Source organism: Streptomyces sp. CY-1, assembly GCF_047218265.1.
GTDB lineage: Bacteria > Actinomycetota > Actinomycetes > Streptomycetales > Streptomycetaceae > Streptomyces > Streptomyces niphimycinicus.
The window spans coordinates 5,900,540-5,922,899 of sequence record NZ_CP178393.1 but is presented as its reverse complement, the minus strand read 5'-3'; the positions used below and the strand labels follow the sequence as shown (position 1 = coordinate 5,922,899).

The following is a 22,360-nucleotide window of genomic DNA, read 5'->3' as shown; positions in this document are numbered from 1 at the left end:
AGAAGCCGAGAAGGCCCCCGGCGCGGCATCGCGCCCGCCGGGGGTCCCCTCAGACGAGGGTGACCGAGGCGATCAGACCGGCGGTGGATCCGGCCGGTACCGGGTTGGCCTCGGCGCTGACCAGATCGCCGCTCTCCATGACACCGGAGCCGCTGACGTCCACATGCACCCGCAGCCCGTAGTTGTCGCCCGGGGCCGGCTCACCGGGGACGGTGACACTGAACGGGACGTGGCCTCCCGGGCTCAGTGGCACATCGGTGAGGACCCGCGCCGCCACGATCGACTCGGGGGCATCGGAGCGGGACACGTTGCGCACCTCCACCACCACCCGCGCCGCCCGCCCGGCGGGGGCGTCGGGGGGCAGGGTCACGATGCCGCTCAGGACACTGCTCACTCCGAGATGTTTTCCCCCTGGACGGAGGACTTGTTCCGCCATCCGGGTGGGAACGCCGTTCGGGCCGGGCGGAGCGTGCCGTCAGCCCGCGCAGGGGCGGCCGTTCAGGGTGAAGGCCCCGGGCGGCCGGTTGCCGTCGTTCCAGGTGCCGAGGAAGCCCACGGAGAGGGAGCCGCCCGCCTTGACCCACTTGTTGTAGTCGGCGGCGGTGGCGGTGACCCTCGCGCCGTGCTGGGTGAACTCCCCGTCCCACATCTGGGTCACCCGCTGCGAGTCGCGGAAGGTCCAGGTGACCCGCCAGTCGTAGAGGGGCTTGCGGGAGGTGAGGGTGACGGCGGCCTTGAACCCGCCGGGCCATTCGGTGAGGAGCTGGAAGCGGGCCGTGCAGTCGGCGTATCCGCCGTGCCCCCGGCCGGAGGGCGGCCTTCCGCCGTGGCCGGACGCGGAGCCGGAGCCGGAGCCGGAGTCGCCCTTGGAGGGCGAGGGGGACGCGGAGGGCGCGGAGGGGGAGTGACCGGGCTTCCTCGTCGAGCCCTTGCCGGGGTCGTGGCCGGAGCCCTCGCCCGGGTCCTTGCCGTGGCTCGCGCCCTTCGAGGGGCTCGGGGAGGCGGGGGAGCCGGGGTTGTTCGGTGAGGAGGTGGCGGGGGCCAGGCTGCCGTACGTCTCCTTCGGGCCCATGTATCCGTCGCTGCGGTCGTCGGAGTCCGCGGCGGTTCTGGTCAGCGCGACCAGTGTGGCGAGAGCGACGACGGCTATCACCGCCAGGATGACCGTCGTACGGGCTCTGCGTAACCGGCGGCGGGAGGCGCGGCTCCGGCGGTCGACCCGGTGCCCGCCGGTGCGGGAACCACCCGCACCCTCGGCCCCTCCCGCCCCGGCTCTGCCTCCCGCGCCACCGACCCGTCTGCTGCGCCGCCCCCCGACCGCGTCCAGGACCCGGTCGCGCAGCCGCTCCCACAGCGGCGCGCGGACCGCGTGCGCGGTGGGAGCGGCTGCGCGGGCGCTCGGCGTGGTGCCCGGGGCCCGCTCGGCGAGCGCGCGGCGCCGCGCGAGGTAGGGGTGCGCGCCCCAGCCGATGACCCCGCTCGTCAGCGCGCCGGGCAGCCCCTCGCCGTCCACGTACATGCAGGTGGCGGCGTCCCGGCAGGACCGGCAACGGGCGAGGTGCTGCCACAGGTCGGCGGGTGAGGGGGAGTCGGGCGCCCGGGTGGCGGCGTCCAGCAGCTTGGCGTAGCTGCGGCACTCCTCGTCGGTGAGGGTCTCCACATGGGCGCGCTGACACCGTTCACGGAAGGCCGCGCGGACCCGGGCGATCTCCTCGGTGGCGTACTCCGGGTCGTAGCCCAACTGCCGGGCCACCGCCTCCGTGGACCGCGCCTCCACCTCGACCAGCCACAGCAGCTCCCCGTCCGCCTCCGGCAGATCCCGCAGGGCGCGCAGGGCGAGCGGCTGGTCGCGGGGCGGTGCGGCGAAGCGGGCGGCGACGTCGGAGGTCAGCCATGTCCGCAGCTCCGGGTTGAGCCGGTCGCCGTGGCGGTGGGCATGCCAGTCGGCGGCGGTCTTCCGTACCGAGGTCAGGAAGAGCGGAAGCCACGGGAGACGCTTGCCGAAGCCCCGGGTGCGGCGGTGGCGGGTCTCCCGAATACCCCGCCGGAACGCCTCGGTGGCGAGCCGCATCCCGTCCTCGGGAGTGGTTGTGCACAGTTCCGCGTAATCGGCGACCGCCTCCCAATAGGCGCCCAGCAGCGCCGTCGCGGAGGCCGCGCCATCGACTTCCTCGGCGGGCGCTTCGGCGAGACCGTGGCGCGCCGGGGAGCCGTCCCCGGGAGATTCCCTGGGCGATGAGTGGTCGGGCATGGAGGCAATTCCTCACTCACGAACAGCGGCGCCCCCGCCGGGGGCAACCCTCTCATAAACGGGCCGCGGGGTGGTCAGCCAACAACACAGCTCTGCCTCGGAGTTGGGGATTCCCCTTACGGGGCGGGCCGAGCCTTTCACGCCGGTGACCTGGCTGACAAGAGACGTAGAGCAGTCCCCGTTTGGCTGACGAGTCGCCTGACGAGCCGTTAGGTCGAACCGAATTCAGGTGAATAGTAGTCATGTTCACTGCCCGATGCGACACAAAGTTCCATGCCGCAAAAGGTCCGGACCGCACCGTTCGCCGCGTGAACTCCTGTGCGCTTCCGGTGACTTCCGGTGGCACCCCACCCCGGCCTCCGGTCCGGGCCCGGCCACCGCCGCACCGCATGGGCTCAATCGGCGCATGACCTCCCGAATCGTGTGGTTCGGGCGCTAAGGTTCACTCCACTCACGCGGAATGCGCAGTGCGTCACGCAGTGCAATGAGGAGGCTGTCCGGGCGGGCCCCGAGGCGGCTGTTTGGGGGGACCAACCATGCGCGAGATGACCAAGGGCGGCAATGTCGGCCTGGCGACTCTGAGCGAGGACGCGGGATCCGTGATCCTGAGCCTGAACTGGAGCACGGCGACCGGAGACGGGGACGCCGACGTCTCCGTGCTGCTGCTGAACGGTGATGGCAAGGTCCGCGGCGACGCGGACTTCTACTTCTACAACAACCCGGCCGCCGCCGACGGCAGTGTGCAACTGCTGGGCAAGACGCCGACCGCCGAGGGAAACGAGGACCGCATCAGCCTCGACCTGACGGCGGCACCTACGGATGTCGAGCGGATCGTCGTGGCGGCCAGCCGGTACGGCGGCGCCAGGTTCGGCGATCTCAGTGACCTCCGGATGACCCTCGCGGACCGGGGCGGCGAGACCCTGCTGGGATTCTCGATCGATGACGCGGATGTGGAGACCGCGTTCATCTTCGGCGAGCTCTACCGCCGGGGCGAGGAATGGAAGTTCCGGGCCGTCGGCCAGGGGTACGAGTCCGGACTGGCCGGCCTGGCCATGGACTTCGGCATCGACATCGACGATGACGCGGCCGACGAGGAGGCGGGGCCGGAGCCGGAGCCGGGGGCGGAGGCGGCGCCGGGGGCGGAGGCGGCGCCGGGGGCAGTGGAGCAGGCGTCGGTGCCCGAGGCCGAGAGGACGCCCGGTATCCCCGCGCAGGCCGCGGCCACGGCGCGCGCGATGGGCGAGGAGTCCGTATCCGCTTCGGCCCGGCGTCCCCGTACGGCCAGGAAGAAGGTCACGCTTCCCAGGGTCGCCAAGAAGTCGCTGGCGGAGAACGAGTCCTGGCGGGCGGCCCGGCTCTTCCCGGTTTCCTCGCTCAAGAATGACCGGGAACGGGAAATGCGCGCGACGTCCGTCCTGCTGTCGGTGATGACTCAGGTTCCGGAGTTCGGGCGTCGGCTCACCGCGGCCTTCGGCGCACCCGCCGGCCGTATGGAGACTTTCACCGAGGTCTCCTTGCCGCATGGCGGCAACGCCCCCAAGCGCCCTGACGGCGTGATCCGCGTCGAACGGGCCGGGAAACTCTGGACTGCCCTGGTGGAAACGAAGACCAACGGCAATCCGCTGAAGTCCGAGCAGGTCCAGGACTATATGGACATTGCCGCCCGGCGGGGCTACGAGGCCGTGATCACGCTGTCCAACGACGTTGCCATCGAAGGCAGTCCACTGGTCGACATAAAGGTGGACGGACGCCGTAAGCACAAGGTCGCGCTCTGGCATCTGTCCTGGGCCGAGGTGGCCCACCACGCCCAGATGCTGATCCGCCACGAAGGCGTGGGCAACACCGCGCACGCCTGGCTCCTCCAGGAACTGCTTCAGTACCTCCAGCATGAGAACTCCGGCTGCCACGGCTTCCAGAACATGGGCCCGGCATGGGTGCCGGTGCGCAACGGCATCGACAACGAGACGCTGTGCCAGGGGGATCAGCGCGCCATCGATGTGGTCGAGAGCTGGGATCGGCTCATCCGCCAGGTCTGTCTGCGGCTGGGCGGCGAACTCGGGCAGAAGGTCCTGCCCGTCCAGCGCGCCAGGCGGGGGACCGACCAGAGCTCCCGTCGTGCGGCCACGGCCGACCGGCTCTGCCAGGACGGCCGCCTCTACGCCGAACTGCGCATCGAGGACACCTCCGGGATCCTCGCCATCGTCGCCGATCTGCGCACCGGCAAGCTGCGCACCTCCATCGAGATTCCGGCCCCGGATCAGGGTTACCCCCTCACCTGGGCCAAGCGCCTGGTCCGCCAACTCGCCGAGGCCCCGGCCGATCTCCATGTGGAAACCCTTGTCGAGGGAGAGGGCGGTGGCCCGCGCGGCACCCTTGAGCGGCTCCGCCCCGAACCGGCCGACATGCTCCCCAAGGGCGGCGCCCGGATAACCGGTTTCCGGCTCTCCCTCTTCAAGAGCATGGGCAGTGCGCGCGGCAACGCGGAGTCCGGCTTCATCCGCAGTGTCGACGACGCCGTGGATCGCTTCCACTCCGGTGTCGTAGCCCACTTGGGGCGCCGCCCGGGCCGTCGGCCGTAGCGGGGCCGGTCCCTCGGCCGGGGATAAAGAGGCGGATCGGGCCACTGTGCAGTGTGACATTGCACTGTTACCGTTGAAGGGACAAGTGGCCTGGTCCCCTCGCCGAGAAGGTTCCGCATGCCCGAGATTCCCGGTGTTTCCGCGCCCTGGCGTGGCGTTCATGTCGCCACGGCGCTGCCGTTCCATGACGATGACGAACTGTCGGTCGACTACGAGGGATACGCCGCCCATGTGCGGTTTCTCGCCGAGCACGGATGTGACGGGGTCTGCCCCAACGGGTCGTTGGGGGAGTATCAGACCCTGACGGACGAGGAGCGGGCGCGGGTGGTGCGGGTGGCCGTGGAGGCGGCGCCCGAGGGGTTCGGGGTGATGCCGGGGGTGGCGGCGTACGGGGCGATGGAGAGCCGGCGGTGGGCGGAGCAGGCGGGGGAGGCCGGGGCGCGGGCGGTGCTGGCGCTGCCGCCGAACAGCTATCGCGCCGACCGGGAGGCCGTGGTCGGCCACTACCGCGAGGTGGCGCGGGCCGGGCTGCCGGTGGTGGCCTACAACAACCCCCATGACACCAAGGTCGACCTCACCCCGGAGCTGCTGGCCGAGCTGCACGGGGAGGGGCTGATCGTCGCGGTCAAGGAGTTCAGCGGGGATGTGCGGCGGGCGTACGAGATCGCCGAGCGCTCCCCCGGGCTGGATCTGCTGATCGGCGCCGACGACGTCCTGCTGGAACTGGGGCTGGCCGGGGCCGTGGGGTGGATCGCCGGGTATCCGAACGCGATTCCCGAGGCCACCGTGGAGCTGTACCGGCTGGCCACCTCGGGCGTCGGCACGGACCTGGAGAAGGCGCTGCCGCTGTACCGCGCGCTGCATCCGCTGCTGCGCTGGGACTCCAGGACCGAGTTCGTCCAGGCCATCAAGGTGTCCATGGACCTCGCCGGGCTGCGCGGCGGATCCTGCCGGCCGCCGCGCTCGCGGCTGACCGGTGAGGTGGCGGCGCGCGTCGTCCGGGAGACCGAGACCGTGCTCGGGCTGGGGTACCGGTGAGGTCGCGGCGGGTCCTGCACACCGTGGAGTCCCACACCGAGGGCATGCCCACCCGGGTGGTCACCGGCGGGGTGGGGACGCTCCCGGGCGCGACCATGGCCGAGCGCCGCCGGTGGTTCATCGAGCACCAGGACCATCTGCGCACCCTGCTGATGTACGAACCGCGCGGCCACTCCGCGATGAGCGGGGCCATCCTCCAGCCGCCCACCCGGCCGGACGCGGATCACGGAGTGCTCTTCATCGAGGTGTCCGGGGTGCTGCCGATGTGCGGACACGGCACCATCGGAGTGGCCACGGTGCTGGTCGAGACCGGGATGGTCGAGGTGCGCGAGCCGGTCACCACCATCCGCCTGGACACCCCGGCGGGCCTGGTGGTCGCGGACGTCGCCGTGCGCGACGGGGCCGCGACCTCGGTGACGATCCGGAACGTGCCCTCGTTCTGCCTGGCCACGGACCGTACGGTGCCAGTGCCCGGCTTCGGCGAGGTGCGCTACGACATCGCGTTCGGCGGCAACTTCTACGCCATCGTGGAGCTGGGCGCCCTCGGGCTGCCGTTCGACCGGGCGGCGGGGCAGGAGCTGCTGACCGCCGGGCTGAAGATCATGGAGGCGGTGAACGAGCGGGAGCCGCCGCACCACCCCGAGCGGCCGGACATCACCGGCTGCCACCATGTCTATCTGAAGGCCCCGGGGTCGACGGCGCGCCACTCCCGCCATGCCATGGCCATCCACCCGGGCTGGTTCGACCGCTCCCCCTGCGGGACCGGCACCTCCGCGCGGATGGCGCAGCTTTACGCACGCGGTGAGCTGGGCCTGGGCGAGGAGTTCGTGAACGAGTCGTTCATCGGGACGCGGTTCATCGGGCGACTGCTGGAGGAGACCACGGTGGCCGGGCTGCCCGCCGTCGTGCCCGCGATCACCGGACGGGCGTGGGTCACCGGCACCGCGCAGTTCCATCTCGATCCCGACGATCCCTTTCCGGCCGGGTTCTTGATGTAGGGGGGCGGGCGTGGCGATGGTGGGAGAGATGACGCCGGGGCGACGCAGCACGACTCCGGGGATCGGCGACGGGATCGGCGAGGAGCTGCCGAGCACCGCCGATCTGGTCGTCATCGGCGCCGGAGTGGTCGGTGCGGCCGCGGCCTGGTTCGCCGCCCTGGCCGGGCTGCGGGTCGTGGTGGTCGACCGGGGCGCAGTCGCGGGCGGCACCTCGGGCGCGGGCGAGGGAAACGTGCTGGTCTCGGACAAGGAACCGGGCCCGGAGCTGGAACTCGCCCAGTACTCACGACGGGTGTGGGGCGAGGACCTGGGCGCGTACGGCGGGCTGTGGGAGTTCGAGTCCAAGGGCGGGCTGGTGGTGGCCTCCGCCCCCACCGCCCTGGACGCGCTGCGGACGCTGGCCGAGCGGCAGCGGGCCTGCGGTGTCGACGTGCGGGAGGTGTCAGGGGCGGAACTCCACGCCCTCGAACCGCGGCTGACCCGCGAGGCCGCCGGGGGCGCGCTGTATCCGCAGGACGCCCAGGTGCAGCCGATGCTGGCGGCGGCGCATCTGCTGCGGCTCGCGCGGCGGCGCGGAGCGGTGGTGCGTACCCGGACGGAGGTGGTGGGGTTCCTGCGGCCGGGCGGCGGGCGGCCGGGCGGCGGGCCCGCGGGCTCCCCGGTCACCGGCGTACGGACCTCCCACGGCACCGTCAGCGCCCCCGCCGTCCTGAACGCGGCGGGCACCTGGGCCGGTGCGGTGGCGGGGCTCGCGGGCGTCGAGCTGCCGGTGCTGCCGCGCCGGGGCTTCGTCCTCGTCACCGAACCCCTGCCGCCCGCGACCGTACGACACAAGGTCTACGCGGCCGACTACGTGGACGCGGTGGCCAGTTCGGACGCGGAGCTTCAGGCGTCGCCGGTCGTGGAGGGCACGGGCGGCGGCACGGTGCTGATCGGCTCGACCCGGGAGCGGGTCGGCTTCGACCGGCGGCCGTCCCCCGCCGCGCTACGGGCGCTGGCCCGGGGCGCCATCGGGCTGTTCCCGGTGCTGGCGTCGGTGCGGGCGATGCGCGTGTACGCGGGCTTCCGGCCGTACTGCCCCGATCATCTGCCGGTCATCGGCCCCGATCCGCGCGCCCCCGGGCTGTGGCACGCCTGCGGCCACGAGGGCGCGGGCATCGGTCTCGCGGCGGGGACGGGGAAGTTGATCGCGCAGGCTCTGACCGGGGCGACGGGGGAGGCGACGGAGCTGGACCTGACGCCGTTCGCCCCCGAACGCTTCGCAGCCGAAGGAGGGCGCGGATGAGTGAGTGCAGCACCCGTAGTGGACCGCCGCCGTACCGGCTGACCTTCGACGGCGCGGCGGTCACCGCGCTGCCCGGGCAGAGCGTGGGCGCGGCGCTGATGGCCGCCGGGATCGTGGCCTGGCGGACGACGCGGCGGGAGGGCAGGCCGCGCGGGCTGTTCTGCGGGATCGGGGTGTGCTTCGACTGCCTGATCACCGTGGATGGGCGCCCCGGGCAGCGCGCCTGTCTGGTCCCGGCACGGGACGGGATGCGGCTGTCGGCGGAGGGCGGCGACGGCGAAGGCGACGGCGAAGGTGACGGCGAAGGTGATGGCGGAGGTGATGGCGATGTCGGCTGATCCGCCGATGTATGACGTGGCCGTCGTGGGCGCGGGGCCCGCCGGGCTCTCCGCCGCCGTCGGCGCCGCCGAGGCGGGCCTGGACGTGGCGCTCATCGACGCGGGGCGGCTGCCCGGCGGCCAGTACTGGCGCCACGACGACGAACACCCCCCGCACTCCGGCCACCGCGACGGGCGGCTCTTCGCCCGTCTCCGCGCCCGGCTGCACCACCAGCGCCGCCTAGGCCGCCTCCACTACCTCCCCGGCCATCAGGTCTGGCTGATCGACCGCCCCCGCCCGGACACCGGGCCGTTCACCCTGCGCCTGAACGGTCCGTACGACACCGCCCCCGTCGAGCGGGACCGGGTGCGGGCCCGCGCCCTGGTGCTCTGCTGCGGCGCCCACGACCGCCAACTTCCGCTCCCCGGCTGGGACCTGCCCGGGGTGATGGCGGCCGGAGGTGTCCAGGCGCTGCTGAAGGGGCATCGGACGGCGGCGGGCCGCCGGGCGGTGGTCGCGGGCACGGGACCGTTCCTGCTGCCGGTGGCGACGGGTCTGGCTCAGGCGGGTGTACGCGTCCTGGCCGTATGCGAGGCCAACCCGGCGCACGGCTGGCTGCGCCACCTGGGCGGGGCGGCGCGGGTGCCCGCCAAGTCCGCCGAGGCGCTGCGGTACGCGGCGCTGATGGCCCGCCACCGCATCCCGTACCGGACACGGGCCGCGGTGACCGAGATCCTGGGCGAGGACCGGGTGCGCGGGGTGCGGCTCGACGGCGGCGAGGTGCTCGAGGCCGATCTGGTGGCGCTGGGCTGGGGGTTCACCCCCGCCCTCGAACTGCCCCTGATGGTCGGCGCCGACACCCGGCGCGACCTCGACGGCTCCCTCGTCGCCGTGGTCGACGCCCGTCAGCGCACCACCGTCCCGGACGTCCTGGCCGCGGGGGAGACCACGGGCGTGGGCGGTGCCGCACTGGCCGTCGCCGAGGGACGGCTGGCCGCCCTGACCCTGGTGGCGGCCCACCGGCTGCCGGTCGATCCGCGCGCCGCGCGACGGCTGCGCGCCACGATCCGCCACGGCCGGGCCTTCGCCGCCGCCCTGCACCGCACCTACCCCGTGCCCGCCGGGTGGACGGATCGGCTGACCGAACGCACGGTGGTCTGCCGCTGCGAGGAGGTCACCTACGGGGAGCTGTGCCGCGCCCGCGGCGAACTCGGCGCCGAGGACCCCCGCACCATGAAGCTCCTGGCCCGCCCGGGGATGGGCTGGTGCCAGGGCCGGATCTGCGGGTTCGCCGTCGCTGCCGTCACCGCGTCGCTGACCGGCCGCCCGGCCACGGCGGAGGATCTACGGCCGCTCTCGGCCCGGCCGTTCGCGGCCCCGGTGACGCTGGGGGAGCTGGCGGGGATGGCGGACGGGGCCGAGGAGCCCGGAGCCGACGCGGACGAGGAGCCCTGAGCCCCCGCCCATCGCGCAGATGCCAGCGTTCGTACCCGAATCGTTGGACGAATACCACCTGACCGCCGTGTACCGGCTCGCAGATGCGGCGCTACCATCGGCGGATGCATACGTACCGGATCGGTGAGGCCGCGGCCCTGATGGGGGTCAGCGCCGACACTCTGCGGCGCTGGGTCGACAGCGGACGGCTGGCCGCCGAACGGGACGAGCAGGGGCGCCGGATCATCCCGGGCCCGGCGCTCGCCGCGTTCGCCCGCGAGGTCGCCAGTAGCGCGGAGCGCGACAACCCCGGCTCCTCGGCCCGCAATCGCTTCTCGGGGATCGTCACCGAGGTGATCCTGGGCGATGTGTCCGCGCAGGTGGAGATCCAGGCCGGGCCGTTCCGCGTGGTGTCCATGATCAGTCGGGAGTCGGCGGAGGAGCTGAAGCTGGAGCCCGGCGTTCCGGCCGTCGCCGTCATCAAGTCGACCAACGTGGTCGTGGAAACCCCGTGAGCACGCGCACCGTGAGCGGCAGTGGCACAGGCGGCAGCGGCAGCAGAGGCAGAGAGGGAGAGACAGACTCCATGACGACCCGTTCCGTAACCGGATCCCGACCCCGAGTCCGTTGGACCTACCGTGCGGTGGGCGGTTTCGCGCTCGCCGCCATGGCACTCACCGCCTGCTCCTCCGGCGACTCCGACGACTCCGACGACTCCGCCAAGAAGTCCGACTCCGGCTCCTCCTCGAAGAAGCCGTCCGGCACGGTGACCGTGTTCGCGGCGGCCTCGCTGAAGGAGAGCTTCACCGCGCTGGGCAAGACCTTCGAGAAGGAACACCCCGGCACCAAGGTCTCCTTCAACTTCGGCGGCAGCGACGCCCTCGCGGCCAGCATCACCTCCGGCGCCCCCGCCGATGTCTTCGCCGCCGCGAGCCCGAAGACCATGAAGACCGTCACCGACGCCAAGGACGCCAAGGGCACCCCGGTCACCTTCGTCCGCAACCAGCTCGAGATCGCGACCCTCCCGGGCAACCCGAAGAAGATCGCGACGCTGAAGGACCTCACCCGCTCCGGGCTGAAGGTCGCGCTGTGCGCCAAGGAGGTGCCCTGCGGCTCGGCGGCCCAGAAGGCGCTGGACGCGTCCAAGCTGAAGCTCACCCCGGTCTCGTACGAGCAGGACGTCAAGGGCGCCCTGACCAAGGTGCAGCTCAAGGAGGTGGACGCCGCCGTCGTCTACAAGACCGATGTGAAGGCGGCGGGCGGCAAGGTCGCGGGCGTGGAGTTCCCCGAGTCCAAGCAGGCCATCAACGACTATCCGATCGCCCTGCTGAAGAACGCCCCCAACGCCGAGGCGGCCACCGCCTTCATCGACCTGGTGAAGTCCGCGCAGGGTCAGAAGGTGCTCGGCGAGGCCGGTTTCCTCAAGCCGTGACGGAGCAGAAGTCCGGGCCGGTGCCGGACGCCGCCGACGGCCCGGCGGAGGTTCTGGACGGCGGTTCGCGCCGCCGGTCCGGAACCCCCCGCTTCCGGGCGGGGGTCCCGCTGCCGCTGCTGCTGCCCGCCCTCGGCGGCCTGGTCTTCCTGGTGCTTCCGCTGGTGGCGCTGCTGGTCCGCGCGCCCTGGCGGAGCCTGCCCGACCAGCTCACCAGCGTCGCCGTATGGCAGGCGCTGCGGCTTTCGCTGATCACCGCGACCGCCGCCACCGCCGTGGCGCTGGTGCTGGGCGTGCCGCTGGCCTGGCTGTTGGCCCGCGCCCGCTTCCCCGGCCGCCGACTGGTGCGCGCCCTGGTGACCCTGCCGCTGGTGCTGCCGCCGGTGGTGGGCGGTGTGGCGCTGCTGCTCGCGCTGGGCCGTAACGGGATCGTCGGCCGCTGGCTGGACTCGGCGTTCGGCATCACCCTGCCGTTCACCACGGCGGGGGTGGTGGTCGCGGAGGCGTTTGTGGCGATGCCGTTCCTCGTGATCAGCGTCGAGGGCACGCTGCGGGCCGCCGATCCGCGCTACGAAGAGGCCGCCACCACCCTCGGCGCATCCCGCTTCACAGCCTTCCGGCGCGTCACGCTGCCGATGGTCGCGCCCGGTGTGGCGGCGGGCGCGGTGCTGGCGTGGGCGCGGGCGCTGGGCGAGTTCGGCGCCACCATCACCTTCGCGGGCAACTTCCCGGGCCGTACGCAGACGATGCCGCTGTCGGTCTATCTCGCGCTCCAGAGCGACCCGGCCGCCGCCATCGCGCTCAGCCTCGTCCTGCTAGCCGTCTCCATCGCGGTCCTGGCCGGGCTGCGCGACCGCTGGATGGCCGCCTCATGATCACGGACACCTCCCCCACCGAGGACGCCGGGCCGCGCACCGACGGCCTCGACGCCCGCATCGTCGTGGACCGTGGCACCTTCCGCCTCGACCTGCGGCTGTCCGCCGCGCCCGGCGAGGTGGTCGCCCTGCTCGGGCCCAACGGCGCGGGCAAGACCACCGCCCTGCGCGCCCTGGCCGGACTCACCCCGCTCACCACGGGGGCGCTGCGGCTGGACGGCCGGACCCTGGAGGAGCCGGAGCGCAAGCTGAGGACCCCGCCCGAACACCGCCCGGTCGGCGTCGTCTTCCAGGACTATCTGCTCTTCCCCCATCTCACCGCCCTCGACAACGTGGCGTTCGGCCCGCGCTGCCACGGGGTGCCGAAGGCGGAGGCCCGTGCCCAGGCGGCCGACTGGCTGGAGCGGATGGGCCTGACCGACCGCGCGGGCGCCAAACCCCGCGCACTGTCCGGCGGTCAGGCACAGCGGGTCGCCCTCGCCCGCGCCCTCGCCACCCGCCCCCGGCTGCTTCTGCTGGACGAGCCACTGGCCGCGCTGGACGCCCGCACCCGCCTCGACGTGCGCGCCGGACTCCGCCGCCATCTGGCCGAGTTCGAGGCGGTGGCCGTCCTGGTCACCCATGACCCGCTGGACGCGATGGTGCTCGCCGACCGGCTCGTGGTCGTGGAGGAGGGCCGTACCGTCCAGGAGGGCGCCCCCTCGGACATCTCCCGCCGCCCCCGCACCGACTACATCGCCAGCCTCGTCGGCCTCAACCTCTACCAGGGCCGCGCCGACGGCCACACCGTACGGCTCGACGGCGGCGCCACCATCACCACCACCGAGGACCTCACCGGCCCGGTCTTCGTCGCCTTCCCACCCGCCGCGGTCACCCTCCACCGCGACCGCCCCGACTCCAGCGCGCGCAACCTGTGGCGGCTGGAGGTCGCCGGTATGGAGTCGCACGGCGACCAGATCCGCGTCGACCTCACCGGCGAACTCCCGCTGCTGGCCGACCTCACGACGGTGGCGGTGGCCGAACTGTCCCTCCACCCGGGCCGCACCGTGTGGGCCACCCTCAAGGCGACCCAGACCCACGCGTATCCGGCCTGATACTTGCTCTACCGGGCCGGGAAGTGCCGACCCATCAGGTGTCTCTTGAGCGACGGGCCAGGAACTTTCCCAGTTCCCACACGAGCAGGAGCGCGAGGGCGGCCAGCAGCGCCCAGCCGAACTGCCGCGCGTTGATCTGGGCCGTTCCGAGGATGCGGCGGAAGCCGTCCATCTGGGTCACCAGTACCGCGAGCACGAACTGGGCCAGCGCCACCCAGTTCATCTGCCTGCTGTCGAAGGTGGACGTCGTCAGCACCGAGTCCGTCTCGCTGCGGCACTCGAACGCGGCCACGATCAGACAGAGGGCGAAGGCGGTGAACGCGATCGACTGGCCGGTACCGACGCTGTCGAAGCGAGTCTGACCGAGCTTGATCAGTCCGAGCAGGACGACGGTGATCGCCAGCCCGCCGAGTCCGACCGTGACCAGTACGGGCCGGGTGAGCACGGACTCCCCTCGCGGTCGCGGCATGCGTCGCATGAGCCCGGGGCTCTCCTGGTCGAAGCCGAGCGCGAAGCCGAAGGAGGCGTTGACGACGAAGTGGATCCACAGCACCTGCGGCGGGGTGAAAGGCTCACCGGCGGCGATGTTGAAGACGGTGGCCCCGAGAAAGGTCAGCACGAAGGTGACCAGCAGGAGCAGTACGAATCGGATGTACTTGGTGAGGTTGTCGTAGATTCTGCGGCCCTGCTCCACGGCGTAGACGATGGTGGCGAAGCGGTCGTCGGAGAGGATCATGCGTCCGGCGTTCTTCGCCACGTCCGTGCCGCTGCCCATGGCGATACCGATGTCGGCGGCCTTGATGGCGGGCGCGTCGTTGACGCCGTCCCCGGTCATCGCCACGACCTCGCCCTTCTTCTTGAGCGTGTCGGCGAGCAGTACCTTGTGCTCCGGCGCGACGCGCCCCACCACACCGATGCCGTCGATCCGGGCGAGCTGCTCGTCCGCACTCATGGCGGCGAAGTCGGCGCCGAGGACCGCCTCGCCGGGGATGCCGAGCTGCCGGGCGATCGCCGCGCCGGTGGTGACGTCGTCACCGGTCACCATACGGACCCGGATGTGCCCCGCCTGCGCGCCGGCCACGGCTGCCCCGGCGTCCTCGCGCGGCGGATCGACCATGCCGACGAGACTGGTCATCCGCAGTTCGGTGATGTACGCGAGGAGGTCGCCGTCCGGATCGAAGCCGGCCGGGTCCAGATCACGGGTGGCCGCGGCCATCACCCGGCGTCCCTCACCGCCCATCCGCTCGGTCTGCGCGTCGGCGCGCGCGCTCAGTTCGGCGTCCCACCGTACGGTCTCGCCCGCCGCGAGCGCGGTGGCCGCCCGTTCCACCACTGCCGGGACCGCGCCTTTGACGAAGCACCGGACGATCTGCTGCCCGGAGGCGTCGACCGCTGAGTTGAAGGTGGCCATCAGCTTGTAGTCCGGGTCGAATGGCAGCGTGGCGAGCCGGGGAAGTCCCTCCCCGGTGGCGTCGATGTCCAGCCCGGCCTTGTGCGCGAGCATCAGCAGCGCGCCCTCGGTGGGATCGCCCACCACCCTGCCGTCCACCAGCTTCGCGTCGCTGGCCACCACGTACGGCAGGATCGCGTCCTCGATGCTCGCGGAGGACCCCGCGGCATGGTGGATCTTCCCGCCGAGCCCGTAGCCGGTGCCCGAGACGGTGTACCGGTCGGTGGGACTCACGACTTCGACGGCGGTCATCTGGTTCATGGTCAGGGTGCCGGTCTTATCCGAGTTGATCGCCGACGTGAACGCCAGCGTCTCGACGGACGGCAGTTCCTTGACGATGGCGTTCCGCTTCGCCAGGTTCAGGCTGCCGACGGACAGGATCGCCTGGGTCACGGTCGGCAGGGCCTCGGGGATGGCGGCGATGGCCAGCGAGACCGCGCTGACGAACAGGACGTCCCAGGGCCTCGTCCCGCCCGCGCCCCAGGGCGAACATCACGATCATGGTCAGGGCCGCCGCCCCCGTGATCCACAGTGTCAGGGTGTCGAGTTCCCTGGTGAGTGGCGGTACCTCTTTCTCGGTGGCCGACAGCATCCCGGAGATCTTGCCGACCTCGGTTCCGGCGCCGGTCGCGGTGACGACGAGCACGCCGCTGCCGTGGGTGACCGGGGTGTTCATGAACGCCATGTTCGTCAGGTCGCCAGGTGCCGGCAGGGGGCCCGGGAGTGTGCCGGCGTCCTTCGCGGCGGGAACGCTCTCTCCGGTGAGCGCCGACTCGTCGATTTGCAGGGCACTGGCCTCGATGATGCGTCCGTCCGCCGCCACCTGGTCACCGGCGGCGATGAGCACGATGTCACCGACGACCAGATGTTCCGCGGGGATCTCGGCCTCCGTGCCGTCCCTGCGTACCCGTGCCGTCGCCTTCATCATCGATTGCAGCGCGTTCATCGCGCTCTCGGCTTTGCCCTCCTGGCGCAGGCCCAGGCGCCATCGCCGTCGTCACTCCGCCGAACGGACCAGCTCGCTGAAGCTGGAGTGGCCGTGGGGCGCACTCGTCGACCAGCGAGCCGCCACCCACCCGGCCACGTTCGTGAACCCCACCGGCTGACCGTCTCGGCGTTGCCTACGCGCCACCGGGGGCCTCGCGGCAGAGCGGCCGGCACACCCACAGTTCGACCTCCTGGGGCCTGCTGCCGCAGGCCCACACGACCGTGCCGAGCAACTGATCGGCGTACAGCCGCCGCCCGCACAGCGCGCAGTGCCAGCCCTCCAGTTGGGGCCCGGTCAGCGTGTCGGGATCCGGCAACTCGATCCCGCCCAGCGCGACGTCCCGCTGCGCGGCCAAGCCCTCGCTCACCGATCCGCCTCCGCATCGATGCCCAGCTCGGCAACGGCCGCCCGGGCGAGGGCCTCGCGAAGCCGGTCGGCATCGGTGAGATACCGACCCGGCCCGAGCGGAACGCGCCAGTGCAGATATGGCCCGCTGGTGCGGTCGACGGGGGGAACCCCGATGTACGAGGTCTCGACGCGCCCCGTACCGAGCGTCTGCACCTGCCGGATGCGTCGCCAGTACTGGGCGCTTCCCGGCCGGATCAGCCAGTACATGAGGTTGTAGTCGGCGATGACGGCCCCGGAGGCCCCACCGAGTAACTCCAACGCCCGCCCGCCGAGCGCCTCCGGCGCCCGTACGACGTCCCAGTGCGGGCCGACCCGCACCATCTCTACGTCGGCGCCGCGCGGTGGCGCCCATGTTTGTGGTTTAGGGGTGCTGATGTGCACGGAAGCCCCCGGCGTCATGGGTGGTCAGGTGATGACTGACCGTAGAGACACCGGCGGCTGCCCACCCGAGCTGTCAGTTCGGGCGAACCACGGGCTCGGTGGTCAGAAGACTCCGACCCGCTCCGCCAGCTTCTCAGCCTGCCGGGCATGCATCGCCCGACCTCGCCGGATCACCGTGAGCATGAGCTTTCGCGCCAGGGGCGTACGCGCCAGGTCCTCCGGGGCCAAGTCCTCGAGTTCCAGCAGGCTCAGCAGCACCGCCGCGTCCTCGCGCCGCAGGTGGTGACAGCGCGCCACCTCCAGGTTGAAGGTGAACGACCGCTCCATGGACGGCAGATCGCTGGTGTCCAGTTCGTCTGCCACCTGTAGCGCCTCGCTTGTGTCGCCCGCTTCCATCTCGATGCTGACCTCGTGCAAGGCCACGTTCGTCGGCCCGAAAACGGTCCACATGATGTTGCCTTCTCCGACGCTCCGAGCCGCTGGACGGGCGTGGTTCCTGAGTCTGTCCCGTGCCGCAGACCAGTCACGACGCCGGGCCTCCGCGACGACCGCCACGAGTTGGAGCGCTCCTGACATCGCGACCCTGTACGGCTCCGCAATGGGCGATCGGCGTAGCTCCTCGACCGCGCGGAGCGCGACCTGCTCGGCGCCGTCCGGCTCCTGGGAGGCCAGCAGAGCATGTCCCAGATTCCACTGAGCGGCCGCTATGCGCAGTGGGTCATCCACTTCCTCGGCTGCCCGTACGGCCCGATCGGCGGCCAGCATCGACAGATCCACCCGGCCGGTACGCCGTAGGTACGACCGCAACAGGAAGTAGAGGTCAGCCCTCACACGCATGATGCTTCGGCGCCGGGCGGGGTCCGTGGCCGAGCGGGCCGTCCGGGCAGCGCGCTCGGTATCCGCGATCAGGCCGGGCAGAACGCCTGCCATGTCGGTGAATCGGGTCTTGCTGCTCTGCCAGAGCCGCCAGGCGCTGTCCACACGCTCGCGCAGTGCTGTCGGCTCGGCGGAGGAAGGACTACAAGGCGACCCGTAGCCCATCAAAGCCCGCACGATCGCGGGCTCGGTCGTGTCCAGGGATGCGCGGCTGCCTGCGGGCATGTCGGCGAGCAGCGCGGCAGTGGGCACCCCGAGCTCCTGGGCGATGGCGTGCAGGATGGGCAGCGACGGCACCTTCAAGCCGCGTTCGATCTGGGACAGGTAATCGGGGGAGATGCCGACGAGCCCGGCTACGACGTCTTGTCGCCGTTCGCCGCGGTAGTGCCTGATCCTGTCGCCGATGGGCAGATCGGATGCGACCATGCCTACCTCCGTACGTATGCCCACTCAGCGTATGGTGCCCGTCACCAACGGGGGTCGGTATCCAACGATCGGAAGGCAATACAGTGCCGCAGCTCGTGTTGTGGGACATCGACCACACGCTCGTAGATACCCGAGGGGTCGGACGCGAACTCTGGGCCGAGGCGTTCGAAGAGGTCACGGGTCGGCCCATGCGGGAGCAGGCGAAGATCGATGGGTCGACCGAGTCGGTCATCCTCCGCGAGACGCTGGGGCTCCACGGGTTGCCGGACAGCCGCGACCTGTTCGAGCGGTTCGCTCAGGCTCTCGGAGTCGTCCACGTACGCCGCGCGGCCGAACTTCGGGAGCGCGGGCATGCCCTCCCCGGGGCCTCCTCGTTGCTCTCGGCCCTGGCTGCGCGGGACGGGATCACGCAGACGGTGATGACCGGCAACATCCGGGCCACCGCCGAGGTGAAGCTGGCCGTGTTCGGCCTCGACCAGTGCATCGATCTCTCGATCGGGGCATTCGGCGAGGACGCGGACGAACGTCCGGAGCTGGTGCGCATCGCTCTGCGGCGTGCCCAGATGCGGCCAGACGACGCTGTCCTTGTCGGGGATACGCCATACGACGTCGAGGGCGGCCTGAGCTGTGGCGTCCGCGTCATCGGCGTGGCCACCGGGCGTACCAGCGCGGCCGGTCTACGGGCCGCCGGAGCTACGGAAGTCGTCGAAGATCTCGCGGACACGGAGAAGCTGCTGAAGCTCCTGACGAAGTGAATGGGGCATCCCGCCGGGCGTGGCGATCCGCCCGGGCCCACGCCTGTCCGGCCTGAAGCGGCCCCGGTTGGGGCATGCTGGGGCACATGAGGCAGGGGGAGCCCGGGGAGGGCGAGGGGTATTCGGGGCGGGCCGCGAGGCGTCGGTTCATCGTCGCGTCCGTGGTGAGCTGTGTGGCTGTCGCGGTGGCGGTCACGCATGTGCTGGCGCCGGACCTGAAGATAGACAACGTCACCGTGGCGCTCCTGGTCGTGGCGGTCGTGCCCTGGCTGCGTGATCTGCTCAACAGCATCGAACTGCCGGGCGGGGTCCGCCTGGAGTTCAAGGAGGCGGTCGAGCAGCGCATCGAGGCCGCCGAGCGCATCGCCGACGCCGCCCTCGTCGGCAGCGGCGACGACGGACCGGAGACCGACGACCCCACCGCGCTGGCGGACGTGCGCCGACTGGCCGCCGAATACCTCGGGGTCCGTAGGTCGATGGCCAGTGGCTCCACCCGTACGCAGCGCATGAGCGGCATCTTCGCGCGGCTGGTGCGCGCCACCCAGCGGCTCGCGGACCCCGACCTCGACGGCTGGCTCGCCTCCCCGGACGGCGGTCTGCGGCTGGCGGCCTACGCGCGGCTCTACGCGGTGCCGGTACCCGACGCGCTGACCCTTCTCGCCGACGCTGTCGTCAGGGAGCCGCTCGCCTTCAACCAGTACTGGGGCATCCGCGCGCTCGACAAGGTCGTCGACGCCGTCGGGGTCGAGGACGTACCGCCTGGCGTCGTCCGCCGTCTGGAGGACTGCCGACCGCGTGGCAGCGACCGGGTGGCCCTCCTGCGCCGTCTGATCACCAAGCTCCACGGCCTCCGATAGGCCCCTCCGGGTACCCCCCCCGAAAAAACGCTTGATCCGAAGCAACTAATTTGTCAAGCATTTTCAAGAGGGGTACCCCAACCCCCCTCCGGCTGCCCGGCACCTACCCCGGCCCCCGACCAGCGCAGCCGCCACCGGCGCCCACTCCCACCGACCCAGCGCCCGGCCGCGGCGCCGCGCCCCCCACCTCCGCCGCCGCTGCTCAATTGCGCCGAAGGCGCGAAACGGCGCCGCACCCGACCAAGCCGATCAGCCCGACCAAGCCGATCAGCCCGACCAAGCCGATCAGCCCGACCAAGCCGATCAGCCCGACCAAGCCGATCACCCCGATCACCCCGATAACCCCCACCGGGGCAGTCGTACCAGCGGCGGACCCCCTCGCCCCCTCCGTACTGCGTTCTCAGTAGTGCGAACTGTCGGCAGGCGCACGACGACACAATCACCCCCTCCCAGAGAGCCTGGACGGACAGTCGGCACCAGATGTTCGGCACCAGATGTGGAGACCTCCTGCCGTGGCTACTTTCCTTTACCGAGTGGGCCGTCTGGCCTTCCGGCGACGCTGGTACGTCGCCCTGGTCTGGGCGGCCGTGCTGGCCGCCGTCGGGCTGGGCGCCCTCAAGGCTCCGGGAGCCTCCGACGACGGGTTCTCCATGCCGGGCATCGAGGCCCAGAAGGCGTTCGACCTGATGGAACAGCGCTTCCCCGGAGCCACCGCCGACGGCGCGACCGCCCGGGTCGTCTTCGTCGCGCCGAGCGGTGAGAAGGTCACCGCCACCGAGAACAAGCGGGCCGTCGAGAAGGCCGTGGCCGACCTGGCCCACGGCCCGCAGGTCGCGAGTGCTGTCGACCCGTTCCAGGCGAAGGCCATCAGCAAGGACGGCTCGACGGCGTACGCGTCCGTCACCTACAAGGTCGCCGCCAACGACCTCACCGACGCCGGCAAGACGCGTCTGGAGCGGGCCATCGACACGGCCCGGGACTCCGGGCTGACCGTCGAGGCGGGCGGAAGCGCGATGGACGACGGTGGCGGGCCCGGCGGCGTGGCCGAGGTGATCGGTGTCGCGATAGCCGCCGTCGTACTGCTGATCACCTTCGGTTCGCTGGCCGCTGCCGGACTGCCGCTGCTGACCGCCCTCATCGGCGTCGGCGTGAGCATGGCCACCATCCTGACCCTGTCCCAGGCGCTGGGCCTGTCCACCACGACCGGCACCCTGGCGATGATGCTGGGCCTCGCGGTCGGCATCGACTACGCCCTGTTCGTCGTCTCCCGCTACCGCGAAGAGCGCGCCAAGGGCCGTGCGCCGCAGGAGGCGGCGGGTCTGGCGGTCGGCACGGCCGGTTCCGCGGTCGTGTTCGCCGGGCTCACCGTGGTCATCGCGCTCGCCGGACTCGCGGTGGTCGGCATCCCGATGCTCACCAAGATGGGCCTGGCCGCGGCGGGCGCGGTCGTCGTCGCCGTACTGATCGCGCTGACGCTGGTCCCGGCGTTCCTCGGCTTCTGGCCGAACGCCGTGCTCCGGCGGCGGGCCCGCAGGACCGGACGGATCGAGGACGAGGGCACCCGGAACAACGGGGGCAGCCGCTGGGCGCGGTTCGTACTGCGGCGTCCGCTGCCCGTGCTGCTGCTCGGCGTGGTGGGCCTCGGAGCCCTCGCGGTGCCGATGACGGCCCTGCAACTCGGCATGCCCGGGGACGAGGCCAAGTCGACCTCCACCACCGAGCGCCGGGCCTACGACGCGCTCGCCGAGGCGTTCGGGCCGGGCTTCAACGGGCCGCTGACCGTCGTCGTGGACGCGAAGGGTGCCGCCGACGCGAACGGTGCCGCCGACGCGAACGGTGCCGCCGACCCGAAGGGCACCGTCGACCCCAAGCGCGCCGCCGAAACCGTCGCGCAACAGATCGGTCGCACCGAAGGCGTCATCTCCGTCTCCCCGCCCCGCTTCAACGAGGCCGGTGACACGGCCGTCTTCCAGGTCGTGCCGTCCACCTCGCCGACCGATGAGAAGACCAAGGACCTGGTCACGACCATTCGGGGCGAGCGGCCCGGAGTCGAGTCCGAGACCGGGGCGACCTTCGAGGTCACGGGCACCACCGCGCTGAACATCGACATCTCCGACAAGGTGCAGGCCACGCTGATCCCTTACCTGGTCGTCGTCGTGGGCCTCGCGATCGTGCTCCTGCTGGTGGTCTTCCGGTCCCTGCTCGTCCCGCTGAAGGCGGCCCTCGGCTTCCTGCTGTCGGTGCTGGCCTCCCTCGGCGTGGTCGTCCTCGTCTTCCAGCAGGGCCACGGCGCCGGACTCCTGGGCGTGGAACAGACCGGCCCGATCATGAGCCTGATGCCGATCTTCCTGGTGGGCATCGTCTTCGGCCTGGCCATGGACTACGAGGTGTTCCTCGTCTCGCGGATGCGGGAGGCGTACGTCCATGGCGAGAGGCCCGGCGAGGCGATCACATCCGGCTTCCGGCACAGCGCCCGCGTGGTGGTGGCCGCCGCGCTGATCATGATCGCGGTGTTCGCCGGGTTCGTCGGCGAGAGCGACTCCATGATCAAGATGATCGGGTTCGGACTCGCCTGCGCCGTCCTGTTCGACGCCTTCGTCGTACGGATGGCGATCGTGCCCGCCGTGCTCGCCCTGCTCGGCGACAGGGCCTGGTGGCTGCCGAAGTGGCTGGACCGGCTGCTGCCCAACGTCGACGTGGAGGGCGAGGCCCTCAGCCGCCGACAGGAAGCGGACCAGGAAGCCGGCCAGGAAGCCGGCCAGGAAGCTGGCCAGGAAGCGGGCCAGGGAACAGACCCGCAAGCCGACCCGGAAGCGGGCCCGCGTCCGGCCGGGACGCCCGGCCGCGAAGTGGCCCGCACCTGATCCGACCACCCTGCCCACCCCACCGACCGGGGCCACCCGTGGCGAACGCCA

General features: G+C 71.8%; 19 protein-coding genes and 1 pseudogene. 13 read left to right on the top strand and 7 right to left on the bottom strand.

Annotation, left to right across the window (positions count from 1 at the left end; all coding sequences use genetic code 11):
* Positions 1 to 49 precede the first annotated feature (49 nt).
* On the bottom strand, positions 50 to 394 hold the full coding sequence (locus tag ACK1X7_RS25530) for a hypothetical protein (protein ID WP_385149819.1): 345 nt from the start codon (positions 392 to 394) through the stop codon (positions 50 to 52).
* An 81-nt stretch (positions 395 to 475) separates the two neighbouring features.
* Positions 476 to 2,251, bottom strand: coding sequence for a cellulose binding domain-containing protein (locus ACK1X7_RS25525; protein ID WP_413115689.1), 1,776 nt, complete (start codon positions 2,249 to 2,251; stop codon positions 476 to 478).
* 545 nt (positions 2,252 to 2,796) lie between these two features.
* On the opposite strand from ACK1X7_RS25525, the gene ACK1X7_RS25520 reads away from it, so the two are divergent.
* The 10 genes from ACK1X7_RS25520 to ACK1X7_RS25475 all read left to right on the top strand — a co-directional run bounded on the left by ACK1X7_RS25520 (position 2,797) and on the right by ACK1X7_RS25475 (position 13,304).
* Positions 2,797 to 4,830, top strand: a complete 2,034-nt coding sequence (locus ACK1X7_RS25520) for a TerD family protein (protein ID WP_385142077.1) — start codon at positions 2,797 to 2,799, stop codon at positions 4,828 to 4,830.
* 117 nt (positions 4,831 to 4,947) lie between these two features.
* Complete coding sequence (locus ACK1X7_RS25515) at positions 4,948 to 5,868, top strand: dihydrodipicolinate synthase family protein (RefSeq protein WP_385142071.1); 921 nt, start codon at positions 4,948 to 4,950, stop codon at positions 5,866 to 5,868.
* Positions 5,865 to 6,866: a proline racemase family protein gene (locus tag ACK1X7_RS25510; RefSeq protein WP_385142068.1), complete on the top strand. Its 1,002-nt coding sequence runs from the start codon at positions 5,865 to 5,867 to the stop codon at positions 6,864 to 6,866. The genes ACK1X7_RS25515 and ACK1X7_RS25510 overlap by 4 nt, the downstream gene beginning before the upstream one ends.
* A 28-nt stretch (positions 6,867 to 6,894) precedes the next feature.
* Positions 6,895 to 8,151: an NAD(P)/FAD-dependent oxidoreductase gene (locus ACK1X7_RS25505; RefSeq protein ID WP_413115688.1), complete on the top strand. Its 1,257-nt coding sequence runs from the start codon at positions 6,895 to 6,897 to the stop codon at positions 8,149 to 8,151.
* Positions 8,148 to 8,489 carry a (2Fe-2S)-binding protein gene (locus tag ACK1X7_RS25500; RefSeq protein ID WP_385142062.1) on the top strand — a complete coding sequence of 114 codons (342 nt, stop codon included), beginning with the start codon at positions 8,148 to 8,150 and terminating at the stop codon, positions 8,487 to 8,489. The genes ACK1X7_RS25505 and ACK1X7_RS25500 overlap by 4 nt, the downstream gene beginning before the upstream one ends.
* Positions 8,446 to 9,924, top strand: a complete 1,479-nt coding sequence (locus tag ACK1X7_RS25495; RefSeq protein ID WP_385142059.1) for an FAD-dependent oxidoreductase — start codon at positions 8,446 to 8,448, stop codon at positions 9,922 to 9,924. Before ACK1X7_RS25500 ends, ACK1X7_RS25495 begins: the two co-directional genes overlap by 44 nt.
* A 104-nt stretch (positions 9,925 to 10,028) precedes the next feature.
* Entirely contained in the window at positions 10,029 to 10,418 is a 390-nt protein-coding gene (locus tag ACK1X7_RS25490) for a TOBE domain-containing protein (protein ID WP_208949114.1), read from the top strand.
* A 71-nt stretch (positions 10,419 to 10,489) separates the two neighbouring features.
* Positions 10,490 to 11,335 (top strand): molybdate ABC transporter substrate-binding protein, encoded by an 846-nt coding sequence (gene modA, locus ACK1X7_RS25485; protein WP_385142056.1) that lies wholly within the window; start codon positions 10,490 to 10,492, stop codon positions 11,333 to 11,335.
* A gap of 20 nt (positions 11,336 to 11,355) precedes the next feature.
* Positions 11,356 to 12,210: an ABC transporter permease gene (locus ACK1X7_RS25480; RefSeq protein ID WP_385142074.1), complete on the top strand. Its 855-nt coding sequence runs from the start codon at positions 11,356 to 11,358 to the stop codon at positions 12,208 to 12,210.
* The gene (locus ACK1X7_RS25475; RefSeq protein WP_385142053.1) at positions 12,207 to 13,304 is read left to right on the top strand and encodes an ABC transporter ATP-binding protein; all 1,098 of its coding nucleotides are present in this window, start codon (positions 12,207 to 12,209) and stop codon (positions 13,302 to 13,304) included. The genes ACK1X7_RS25480 and ACK1X7_RS25475 overlap by 4 nt, the downstream gene beginning before the upstream one ends.
* Positions 13,305 to 13,338: 34 nt before the next feature.
* Here ACK1X7_RS25475 and ACK1X7_RS25470 read toward each other — a convergent pair.
* From ACK1X7_RS25470 to ACK1X7_RS25455, 4 genes and pseudogenes are all read right to left on the bottom strand, one after another.
* A pseudogene (locus ACK1X7_RS25470) lies at positions 13,339 to 15,736 on the bottom strand (cation-translocating P-type ATPase); the annotation flags it as partial.
* Positions 15,737 to 15,875: 139 nt separating this feature from the next.
* Positions 15,876 to 16,109 (bottom strand): hypothetical protein, encoded by a 234-nt coding sequence (locus tag ACK1X7_RS25465; RefSeq protein WP_361504782.1) that lies wholly within the window; start codon positions 16,107 to 16,109, stop codon positions 15,876 to 15,878.
* On the bottom strand, positions 16,106 to 16,531 hold the full coding sequence (locus tag ACK1X7_RS25460; RefSeq protein ID WP_383144518.1) for a hypothetical protein: 426 nt from the start codon (positions 16,529 to 16,531) through the stop codon (positions 16,106 to 16,108). The genes ACK1X7_RS25465 and ACK1X7_RS25460 overlap by 4 nt, the downstream gene beginning before the upstream one ends.
* A 102-nt stretch (positions 16,532 to 16,633) precedes the next feature.
* Positions 16,634 to 17,833 carry a helix-turn-helix domain-containing protein gene (locus tag ACK1X7_RS25455; protein ID WP_383144521.1) on the bottom strand — a complete coding sequence of 400 codons (1,200 nt, stop codon included), beginning with the start codon at positions 17,831 to 17,833 and terminating at the stop codon, positions 16,634 to 16,636.
* Between the two features lie 83 nt (positions 17,834 to 17,916).
* Between ACK1X7_RS25455 and ACK1X7_RS25450 the strand changes: the two genes are divergently transcribed.
* Together ACK1X7_RS25450 and ACK1X7_RS25445 are read left to right on the top strand one after the other, a co-directional pair.
* Positions 17,917 to 18,588, top strand: a complete 672-nt coding sequence (locus ACK1X7_RS25450; protein WP_413115687.1) for an HAD family hydrolase — start codon at positions 17,917 to 17,919, stop codon at positions 18,586 to 18,588.
* A gap of 86 nt (positions 18,589 to 18,674) precedes the next feature.
* Positions 18,675 to 19,445 carry a hypothetical protein gene (locus ACK1X7_RS25445; RefSeq protein ID WP_413115686.1) on the top strand — a complete coding sequence of 257 codons (771 nt, stop codon included), beginning with the start codon at positions 18,675 to 18,677 and terminating at the stop codon, positions 19,443 to 19,445.
* A gap of 202 nt (positions 19,446 to 19,647) precedes the next feature.
* Here ACK1X7_RS25445 and ACK1X7_RS25440 read toward each other — a convergent pair whose 3' ends face one another.
* Positions 19,648 to 19,779 (bottom strand): hypothetical protein, encoded by a 132-nt coding sequence (locus ACK1X7_RS25440; protein ID WP_413115685.1) that lies wholly within the window; start codon positions 19,777 to 19,779, stop codon positions 19,648 to 19,650.
* A 178-nt stretch (positions 19,780 to 19,957) separates the two neighbouring features.
* Here ACK1X7_RS25440 and ACK1X7_RS25435 point away from each other — a divergent pair, with 178 nt between their 5' ends.
* Positions 19,958 to 22,309 carry an MMPL family transporter gene (locus tag ACK1X7_RS25435; RefSeq protein ID WP_413115684.1) on the top strand — a complete coding sequence of 784 codons (2,352 nt, stop codon included), beginning with the start codon at positions 19,958 to 19,960 and terminating at the stop codon, positions 22,307 to 22,309.
* Positions 22,310 to 22,360 lie beyond the last annotated feature (51 nt).

Excerpts from the sequence above, each read along its gene's own strand:
- ACK1X7_RS25500 (WP_385142062.1), top strand. The coding sequence starts at position 8,148 with ATGAGTGAGTGCAGCACCCGTAGTGGACCGCCGCCGTACCGGCTGACC.
- ACK1X7_RS25520 (WP_385142077.1), top strand. The coding sequence starts at position 2,797 with ATGACCAAGGGCGGCAATGTCGGCCTGGCGACTCTGAGCGAGGACGCG.
- modA (WP_385142056.1), top strand. The coding sequence starts at position 10,490 with ATGACGACCCGTTCCGTAACCGGATCCCGACCCCGAGTCCGTTGGACC.
- ACK1X7_RS25505 (WP_413115688.1), top strand. The coding sequence starts at position 6,895 with ATGACGCCGGGGCGACGCAGCACGACTCCGGGGATCGGCGACGGGATC.
- ACK1X7_RS25490 (WP_208949114.1), top strand. The coding sequence starts at position 10,029 with ATGCATACGTACCGGATCGGTGAGGCCGCGGCCCTGATGGGGGTCAGC.
- ACK1X7_RS25475 (WP_385142053.1), top strand. The coding sequence starts at position 12,207 with ATGATCACGGACACCTCCCCCACCGAGGACGCCGGGCCGCGCACCGAC.
- ACK1X7_RS25515 (WP_385142071.1), top strand. The coding sequence starts at position 4,948 with ATGCCCGAGATTCCCGGTGTTTCCGCGCCCTGGCGTGGCGTTCATGTC.
- ACK1X7_RS25525 (WP_413115689.1), bottom strand. The coding sequence starts at position 2,251 with ATGCCCGACCACTCATCGCCCAGGGAATCTCCCGGGGACGGCTCCCCG.
- ACK1X7_RS25455 (WP_383144521.1), bottom strand. The coding sequence starts at position 17,833 with ATGGTCGCATCCGATCTGCCCATCGGCGACAGGATCAGGCACTACCGC.
- ACK1X7_RS25445 (WP_413115686.1), top strand. The coding sequence starts at position 18,675 with ATGAGGCAGGGGGAGCCCGGGGAGGGCGAGGGGTATTCGGGGCGGGCC.